This is a genomic window from Aromatoleum toluolicum (genome assembly GCF_012911005.2).
Taxonomy (GTDB): Bacteria; Pseudomonadota; Gammaproteobacteria; order Burkholderiales; family Rhodocyclaceae; genus Aromatoleum; species Aromatoleum toluolicum.
Map to the genome: position 1 here is coordinate 86,866 of NZ_WTVS01000017.1, position 8,535 is coordinate 95,400.

At 60.7% G+C, this 8,535-nt stretch carries 8 protein-coding genes; 7 read left to right on the forward strand and 1 reads right to left on the reverse strand.

Features of this window, described 5'->3' with window-relative positions; all coding sequences use genetic code 11:
* Positions 1-19 precede the first annotated feature (19 nt).
* The 7 genes from wecB to GPA27_RS10125 all read left to right on the forward strand — a co-directional run bounded on the left by wecB (position 20) and on the right by GPA27_RS10125 (position 7,760).
* Positions 20-1,150 (forward strand): non-hydrolyzing UDP-N-acetylglucosamine 2-epimerase, encoded by a 1,131-nt coding sequence (gene wecB, locus GPA27_RS10095; RefSeq protein ID WP_169140072.1) that lies wholly within the window; start codon positions 20-22, stop codon positions 1,148-1,150.
* The gene (locus GPA27_RS10100) at positions 1,135-2,388 is read left to right on the forward strand and encodes a glycosyltransferase family 4 protein (protein ID WP_256222882.1); all 1,254 of its coding nucleotides are present in this window, start codon (positions 1,135-1,137) and stop codon (positions 2,386-2,388) included. Before wecB ends, GPA27_RS10100 begins: the two co-directional genes overlap by 16 nt.
* Positions 2,388-2,993 carry a sugar transferase gene (locus tag GPA27_RS10105; RefSeq protein ID WP_256222883.1) on the forward strand — a complete coding sequence of 202 codons (606 nt, stop codon included), beginning with the start codon at positions 2,388-2,390 and terminating at the stop codon, positions 2,991-2,993. The genes GPA27_RS10100 and GPA27_RS10105 overlap by 1 nt, the downstream gene beginning before the upstream one ends.
* Positions 2,990-3,649: an acetyltransferase gene (locus GPA27_RS10110; protein ID WP_169140074.1), complete on the forward strand. Its 660-nt coding sequence runs from the start codon at positions 2,990-2,992 to the stop codon at positions 3,647-3,649. The genes GPA27_RS10105 and GPA27_RS10110 overlap by 4 nt, the downstream gene beginning before the upstream one ends.
* Positions 3,650-3,651: 2 nt before the next feature.
* The gene (locus tag GPA27_RS10115) at positions 3,652-4,827 is read left to right on the forward strand and encodes a DegT/DnrJ/EryC1/StrS family aminotransferase (protein WP_169140076.1); all 1,176 of its coding nucleotides are present in this window, start codon (positions 3,652-3,654) and stop codon (positions 4,825-4,827) included.
* A 53-nt stretch (positions 4,828-4,880) separates the two neighbouring features.
* Positions 4,881-6,773, forward strand: coding sequence for a nucleoside-diphosphate sugar epimerase/dehydratase (locus GPA27_RS10120; RefSeq protein WP_169140078.1), 1,893 nt, complete (start codon positions 4,881-4,883; stop codon positions 6,771-6,773).
* A gap of 189 nt (positions 6,774-6,962) precedes the next feature.
* Positions 6,963-7,760, forward strand: coding sequence for a symmetrical bis(5'-nucleosyl)-tetraphosphatase (locus GPA27_RS10125; RefSeq protein ID WP_169140080.1), 798 nt, complete (start codon positions 6,963-6,965; stop codon positions 7,758-7,760).
* Here GPA27_RS10125 and GPA27_RS10130 read toward each other — a convergent pair.
* A complete protein-coding gene (locus GPA27_RS10130) occupies positions 7,757-8,533 on the reverse strand; it encodes a lysophospholipid acyltransferase family protein (RefSeq protein WP_211164921.1) in 777 nt (258 codons plus the stop codon). The two genes, GPA27_RS10125 and GPA27_RS10130, sit on opposite strands and share 4 nt — an antisense overlap.
* Positions 8,534-8,535: the final 2 nt, after the last annotated feature.

Here is an 8,535-nt window from a genome sequence, read left to right on the forward strand (position 1 = left end):
GCAGAAGAAGAGATTTGCAATGAAGAAGATGAAGGTAATGTCCGTGGTGGGCACCCGCCCGGAAATCATCCGTCTGTCGCGTGTGATGGCCAAGCTCGATGAGCACTGCGAGCACGTGCTGGTCCATACCGGGCAGAACTACGATTACGAGCTCAACGAGATTTTTTTTCAGGATCTCGGGATCCGCAAACCGGATCACTTCCTGAATGCTGCGGGCGCCAGCGGTGCGGAGACCATCGGCAAGGTGATCATCGCAGTCGATAAGGTTCTCGCCGACGAACAGCCCGAGGCGGTGCTGGTCCTGGGAGACACCAATAGCTGCATGGCGGTGATCCCCGCGAAGCGTCGTAAGATACCGACCTTCCACATGGAGGCCGGCAACCGCTGTTTTGACATGCGGGTGCCCGAGGAAATCAACCGACGCATTGTCGACCACACGGCCGATATCAATCTGACCTATAGCACGATCGCTCGTGACTACCTGCTGCGCGAGGGCTTGCCGCCCGACATGATCATCAAGACCGGCAGCCCGATGTTCGAGGTCCTCAATCACTACCGCGAAGGGATTGAAGCCTCGGATGTGCTGAAGCGTCTCGACTTGCGGGCGGGCGAGTTCTTCGTTGTGAGCGCGCACCGCGAGGAAAATGTCGATTCCGAGAAGAATTTTCTGCGGCTCGTGGCCGTTCTTAATGGCGTGGCCGAATCGTATGGATATCCTGTCATCGTCTCGACACATCCGCGCACGCAAAAGCGTGTCGATGCCATGGGGGTCAAATTCCATCCCAACGTGCGTCTCCTGAAACCCTTGGGGTTCAAGGATTACAACAAGTTGCAGCTTACCGCCAAGGCGGTGCTGTCCGACAGCGGGACGATCAGCGAGGAATCATCTATTCTGAATTTCCCCGCGCTGAATATTCGCGAGGCGCATGAGCGGCCGGAAGGGATGGAGGAGGCCGCAGTGATGATGGTCGGTCTGGATACCGATCGGGTGATGCAAGCACTGCAGCTGCTGGAGTCGCAAGCTCGTGGTGATGAACGCAACCTGCGTCTGGTGGCTGACTACAGCATGCCGAATGTCTCGGACAAAGTAGTTCGAATCGTTCACAGCTACGCGGATTACGTTAGCCGCGTAACGTGGAAGCAGTATTGAGCGGCATGCCGACCCGGATATTATTGCTCACGCAGTGGTTTGATCCTGAGCCGACTTTCAAGGGGCTGGTGTTCGCACGCGAGTTGGTGAAGCGTGGGTTCGAGGTCGAGGTTGTCACGGGGTTTCCGAATTACCCAGGTGGCAAGCTCTACCCGGGATATAAGCTGTCGGTACTGCAGCGAGAGGAAATCGACGGCGTCAAGGTGGTGCGGGTGCCCTTGTACCCCAGTCATGACACTGGCGCGGTGGGCCGTGTGCTGAACTATGTCAGTTTCGCGGCGAGCTCATTGTTCTACGGGCTTTTTGGAGCCCCGCGCCCCGACGTGATCTACGCGTACCATCCGCCGCTGACCGTGGGTATCTGTGCGGCATTGATCCGGCTTTTTCGGCGCGTACCTGTTGTTTATGACATTCAGGATATGTGGCCAGACACGCTGCGGGCGACTGGCATGTTCTCGAACGAGAGAGCATTGAAGATGGTTTCGGCCGTCTGCGACTGGGTCTATGGTCATGTCGATCAGTTGGTGGTGCTATCGCCCGGTTTCAAGCGCCTATTGATTGAGCGAGGTGTGCCAGAGACGAAGATCGAAGTTGTCTATAACTGGTGCGCGGAGGACAGTTTGGCGTCGGCGGCGGGAGGGGCGCCGTCCTCGTTCCCCGGTCCGGATAGGTTCCGCATTCTCTTTGCCGGGAACATGGGTAAGGCGCAAGCGCTCGATTCTGTCCTGCAGGCGGCCAAGCTGCTGCAGGATCGGGCGCCTGCCTTGTGTTTCGTTCTTGTCGGAGGAGGCGTCGAGCTTCCGCGGCTGAAGCAACTCTCCGCAGAGATGGCCTTGAACAACGTGGTCTTTCTGCCGCAGGTTCCGATGAGTGAAGTTGGTAGCTTGTTGTCTGCTGCGGATGCCCTCCTCGTTCATCTCAAGAGGGATCCGCTATTCACAATCACCATCCCGTCGAAGACGCAGGCCTACATGGCAGTCGGTAAGCCCATCCTGATGGCCGTCGACGGCGATGCGGCCAAGCTGGTGAAGGACAGCGATTGCGGAAGGGTTGCCGCGTCCGAGGATGCTGCATCCATCGCCGACGCCGCCTTGGCGTTGATGAACAGCAGTGCGGTCGAGCGCGAGAGGATGGCAGCCAATAGTCATCGGTTTTATCGCGAGGAGCTATCCTTGTCGAAGGGAGCGACTCGTTTTTCCGAAATCTTCGCCCGTCTTGCGTGTGAAGGGGGTAGGTAGTGCTCAAGCGCGCATTTGACATCGCCGCAGCTGGCATGGCGCTCCTGTTGCTTTCACCCGTTCTTGCGTATGTCGCGTGGCAGGTTCGTCGCAAGATGGGGGCGCCGGTGCTCTTTCGTCAGATCCGTCCGGGACTTGGTGGTGTGCCGTTCGAGATGGTTAAGTTCCGGACCATGCGTGATGCCGTCGACAAGGCGGGCTGCCCGTTGCCCGACGCGGACCGGCTGACCCCGTTCGGCAACTTCTTGCGTGCGAGCAGCCTTGACGAGTTGCCGGAGCTCTGGAACGTGTTCAAGGGCGACATGAGCCTCGTTGGGCCCAGGCCTCTGCTGATGGAATACCTTCCGCTATATTCGGCAGAGCAGGCGCGGCGCCACGAGGTGCGCCCGGGGGTGACAGGATGGGCACAGATCAATGGTCGCAATTCCGTCAGTTGGGATGAGAAGTTCAAACTGGACGTGTGGTACGTCAATCACCAGTCATTCTGGCTGGATCTGAAAATACTGCTATTGACTGTCAAGAAAGTGTTGATTCGGGACGGCATCAGTGCCCAAGGCGAGGCGACCATGCCGCGCTTCACCGGCTCGTCAGGAGGCGTGAAATGATGCAGCCTCTGTTCGGCGTGTATGGCGCGAGCGGCTGTGGACGCGGCGTCATGCCATTGGCGCGAATGCAACTGCAGAAGCTGGGCATTTCGGCCGACAGCCTGGTGTTCATTGATGACAATCCCGAAGCGGTCAATGTCAATGGACATCCCATATTGAGCTACAGAAGCTTCCTCGAGCGTAAAGCGACCGAGCGGTACGCGGTTCTCGCGATCGCCAATAGCAAGGTGCGAGAGCAACTCGCTTCGCGTTGTGCCAACGACGGCGTGCGCCCGTGGACGATTGCCGCCTCCAATGTCGTGACGATGGATGATGTCAACCTGGGCGCTGGAGCAATTCTGAGCCCATTTGTAACACTCACTTCGAATATTCACATTGGCCAACATTTTCATGCCAATCTTTACAGCTACGTCGAGCATGACTGCGTAATCGGCGACTACGTAACGTTTGCTCCCGGGGTGAAGTGCAATGGCAACGTCGTGATCGAGGATCATGCCTACATAGGTGCGGGTGCCGTGATAAGGCAGGGCCGCCCGGGGCGACCGCTGGTGATCGGGTGCGGTGCGGTGATCGGAATGGGCGCCGTGGTAACGAGAGATGTACCGCCTGGCGTCACTGTGGCCGGAAACCCGGCCAAACCGTTAGTAAGAGGTTGAATGTGCTGAATACCCCTTTTTCCCCTTGGCCGAGCTTCAGCGCCGAAGAAGCCGACGCTGCTCGCAATGTCATCCTGTCGAACAAGGTTAATTACTGGACCGGACAGGAGTGCCGGGCGTTCGAGAAGGAGTTTGCCGCGTGGGCTGGCGTTGAGTATGCAATCGCCCTTGCCAATGGGACGGTGGCCTTGGATGTTGCGCTGAAGGCCCTGGGCGTTGGTCCTGGTGACGAGGTTGTCGTCACGCCGCGCACATTTCTTGCGTCGGTTTCGGCGATCGTCAACGCGGGGGCTGTCCCCATATTTGCCGATGTCGACCGCGACTCGCAGAACATTAACGCCGAGACGATCCGCCCTGTCCTGACGCCGCGCACCAAGGCGATTATCTGTGTCCATCTGGCCGGTTGGCCGTGCGACATGGACCCAATCATGGCCTTGGCGAAAGAGAAGGGCCTGTTCGTGATCGAAGACTGCGCCCAGGCGCACGGAGCCACGTATAAGGGGCGTCCGGTGGGATCGATCGGGCATGTCGGTGCGTGGTCCTTCTGTCAGGACAAAGTCATGACGACCGGAGGGGAGGGCGGAATGGTCACCACCAACGATCGCGAACTCTGGTCAAGGATGTGGTCGTTCAAGGACCATGGCAAATCCTGGGAGGCGGTGTACGAGCGCGATCACCCTCCCGGTTTCCGTTGGCTGCACGAAAGCTTCGGTACTAACTGGCGCATGCTGGAGACGCAAGCGGCGATCGGCCGCATCCAGTTGCGGCGGATGCCCGACTGGCACGCACAGCGGCTGGAAAACGCCGAAGCGCTATGGTCGTGTGCGCGCCGATTGAGGGGCCTGCGTGTGCCCGAAATTCCTGAGGGCGTCGAGCATGCCGCCTATAAGTGCTACGTGTTCGTAGAGCCGGAGCACCTCAAACCCGACTGGAGCCGTGACCGCATTCTTGGCGAGATTAATGCGCTCGGAATCCCGTGTTATTCGGGTTCTTGCTCCGAGGTCTACCTGGAGAAGGCATTTGAGGGCACTGGTTGGCGCCCGGAACCGCGCCTGCCCAAAGCTCGGGAATTGGGAGATACGAGCCTGATGTTCCTCGTCCATCCCACGTTGACACCGGACGAAATTGGAAAGACCTGTGACGTGCTGACCGAGATCATGGAAATGGCTGCGGCGTAGCGGTTTGAGTTCTCGTGGTCCCGGGAGTTGGAGGCCACGAAGAGGAGCAACAGATGAAAAATACAATACGGTCCGTGCTGATCTTCCTGTTTGACCTGCTGGCTGTCGTCGTAGCTTGGCTGGGGGGCTTCCTGATTCGGTTCAACTTCGAGTGGCCCGAGGGATATGAGCAGCAATGGCTCTTGGGGCTCGGGGTGTTGTTGGTGACGCAGGCTGTGGCCTGTCGTTGGGCTGGTTTGTACCGCGGGATGTGGGTATTTGCGAGCCTTCCTGATTTGAAGCGTGTGCTCAAGGCCGTGGGGATCTCAGTTGCTGCCTTGGTTGCTTTGGTAGCGCTAGATCGCGGAAATCCATTGATACCGCGGTCCTTGATTCTGGTCTACCCGATATTGTTGCTTGTATTGATGGGCGGTGGCCGCGCGGCGTGGCGGATGTGGAAGGAGCATCATCTATATGGCGGTTTGATCGCCCAGGGCAAACCGGTTGTAGTGGTTGGTGCCGGATCGGGCGGCTTGATGCTCGTGCGTGCGCTTGAGCGCAGCCCCGACTGGCGTGTCGTAGCACTAGTCGATGATGATCGCTCGAAGTGGGGGCTGGAACTCTGCGGTCATCCCGTTGCGGGGGGCGTCGAGGATATCGCGAACGTACTCGCGGATCATCGGGCCAAGCATGTAATTCTGGCGATGCCGTCAGCGGCCAGTGACGTGTTGCGTCGTGCAACAGATCTCGCGGTTCGTGCGGGCGCCCATGTGTTTACTGTGCCGGGTCTCGAAGACCTGATGAACGGGCGGGTCGCGATCAATTCGATGAGGCCGGTGGCAATCGAGGACTTACTCGGACGCGCACCGGTGCGTATCGATTCGGCGCACGTCCAGGCGATGCTCGCCGCCAAGACGGTGATGGTGACCGGGGCGGGAGGATCGATCGGCAGTGAGCTGTGTCGGCAGCTGGCGCGCTTTGCACCACAGAGGCTGGTGCTTTTTGAGGCGAGCGAGTTTGCGCTCTACACGATCGAGCAGTGGTTTTCACTCCATCGGCCCGAGATTGAAATCGTCTGTCTAGCGGGGGACGTCAAGGATTCCGCGCGACTGGCCGAGGTATTTACGGCCTGGCGACCGCACGCAGTCTTTCACGCAGCGGCCTATAAGCACGTTCCCCTCATGGAAGTGCGCAATGCATGGCAGGCCGTTCGAAACAATGTGCTGGGGACGCTGCGCGTTGCCGAGCACGCGCAGCGATATGGTGCCGAGCGCTTTGTGCTGATTTCAACGGACAAGGCAGTGAATCCGACGAACGTGATGGGTGCGACCAAGCGTCTCGCGGAAATGGCATGTGAGGCGCTGCATTCGCGTGGCGGTTCAACGCAGATTGAAATGGTTCGCTTTGGAAATGTGCTCGGTAGCACAGGCAGCGTTATTCCGAAATTCCAGGAGCAGATTGCGCGTGGTGGGCCGGTGACGGTGACGCACCCCGACATCAACCGCTACTTCATGTCGATACCCGAGGCGGCGCAACTTGTGTTGCAAGCGGCGGCGATGGGGCAGGGCGGTGAGGTGTTTGTGCTCGACATGGGCGAGCCGGTGAAGATCGCCGACCTGGCGCGCAACATGATCCGGTTGTCTGGGTATACGGAAGACGACATCCGCATCGAGTTCACCGGATTGCGGCCGGGCGAGAAGCTTTATGAGGAGCTGCTCGCGGATTCCGAAGTGACGCGCGAAACGCCCCATCCGAAGCTGCGTATTGCTCGTTCGCGGCCGGTGGCGACGGGTTTTCTCGCAGAGCTGAATGCGTGGCTTGCGCAGGCAGGTCCCGTGAGTGACGACGAGGTTCGCCGCGGCCTGCTGCGTTGGGTGCCGGAATACGTCCCGATGAGCGGTCGTCCTGCCTTGCGTGTTGTCGAGCCGGGCGATCGGAGCGTTGTGCGTGTGGGTGGTGCCGCGTGACTAAGCGGTTCGGGTCGTAGCCGAATAGTTGTGGGAGCGGCTTCAGCCGCGAATGGGGCGTGCAGCGTGCGATGCCGCCCATTCGCGGCTGAAGCCGCTCCCGCAGGTGAATCGGCGTTGATTCGCGACTGAAGCAGCTCCGACGCGATAGAATTTCGCGACGGACTTCTTGTAGCGCACCCGATTTTCATGGCCAGTTTCGCGGTAGGTGACATCCAGGGTTGTTATTCAGTGCTCCAGCGCCTGCTGGAGCGGATCGCTTTCGACCCGAAGGCGGATCGCCTGTGGGTCGTCGGAGACATGGTCAATCGCGGCCCCGAGTCGGTGCAGACGCTGCGCTTCCTTTCCGGTCTGGGGGAGGCGGCGACGATCGTGCTGGGGAACCACGATCTTTACCTCCTGATGGTCGCGGCAGGGCACAAGCGACTGGACGACGACGACACCCTGTTCCAGGTGCTGGAAGCACCGGATCGTGATGAGCTGCTGGCGTGGGTTGCGAGCCGGCCGCTGATGCACGTCGAGGGCGATTTCGCGATGGTGCATGCGGGGTTGCTGCCTCAGTGGAGCGTGGCTCGTGCGGCGGAACTGGCGGCGGATGTGAGTGCCGCTCTGGTTGGCCCGGGTGCGAAGGAATTGCTCAAGAATCTGGGAGGTAACGAGCCGGATGCTTGGTCGGAGAACCTGACCGAATTGGAGCGCCTCCGGGTCGTCGTCAATGCGCTGACGCGCATGCGCTTCTGCAGCGCTGACGGGCGCATGGCGCTGCAGGCGAAGGGTTCGCCGATGCGCGCGCCGGCCGGCACGACGCCGTGGTTTACGGCGCCCGGGCGCCTGAGCACGACCCACACGATCGTCTGCGGCCATTGGTCGGCGCTGGGCTTCTACCGGGCGCCGGGCCTCATTGCGCTCGATTCCGGCTGCGTGTGGGGCGGCAAGCTGACGGCGGTGCGCCTCGAGGACGGCGCCGTGTTCCAGGTTCAGGCTTAGGCGACCTTCTTTCTCGCGTCCTCGTCGCCGGGGCTGTGCGCAGTCACATCCCCGACGCTTGGCAATCGCGCGACGATTGCCGCATGGGACATCGCAGCCACGTGACGGCGGTGGACGCCTTGGGTGGCTATCGGTGCTGCGGCGTCGATGCGTGCGATGAGGTGCGGTTCGGCGACGATGTTGCGGAGGCATTGTCCGAGGGTGATGTCCCCGTCGTAGGCGGCGGCGCGGTTGGGCTGACCGCCGGCGCCTGCGTAGGTGAGCGCAAGCGGCTGGATCGGATGGCCGCATTCGATCGCCGGCTGCAGCAGTGCGGCGTGGAAATGCAGGACGTGGCTGCCGTCGGTGGTGGTGCCTTCAGGGAAGACCGCGACATTGCGTCCGCCATCGAGCAGGGTGGCGATTTCCGCGTTGATGATTTTCGCGTGACCGCGGCTCCCGCGGCGCAGGAAGACGGTTTCGTTCCTGGTTGCAAGCCAGCCGATCAGCGGCCAGCCGCGCACTTCCGCCTTGGACACGAAGGCCGATGGCGCGAGGGCGTTGATGACGAAAATGTCGAGCCACGAGATGTGGTTGGCGACGAGCATGCAGCCGGGCTGGATGGCTTGTCCCGCTACCCGCAGTTCGATGCCGAGGATGGCGAGCAGTCTCTGCGACCAGCGGCGACGCAGGCTGAGGCGCGTCGCATCACGGCTTAGCGGATAGATGGTGAGAACCGTGAGCAACCCTTGCGCCAGGTGCAGTGCGAGGCGCAGGTAACGCCACGCGCGCAGCC

Bases quoted from the DNA above. Each gene is read 5' to 3' on its own strand.
- GPA27_RS10110 (WP_169140074.1), top strand. From the start codon at position 2,990: ATGATGCAGCCTCTGTTCGGCGTGTATGGCGCGAGCGGCTGTGGACGC.
- wecB (WP_169140072.1), top strand. From the start codon at position 20: ATGAAGAAGATGAAGGTAATGTCCGTGGTGGGCACCCGCCCGGAAATC.
- GPA27_RS10125 (WP_169140080.1), top strand. From the start codon at position 6,963: ATGGCCAGTTTCGCGGTAGGTGACATCCAGGGTTGTTATTCAGTGCTC.
- GPA27_RS10120 (WP_169140078.1), top strand. From the start codon at position 4,881: ATGAAAAATACAATACGGTCCGTGCTGATCTTCCTGTTTGACCTGCTG.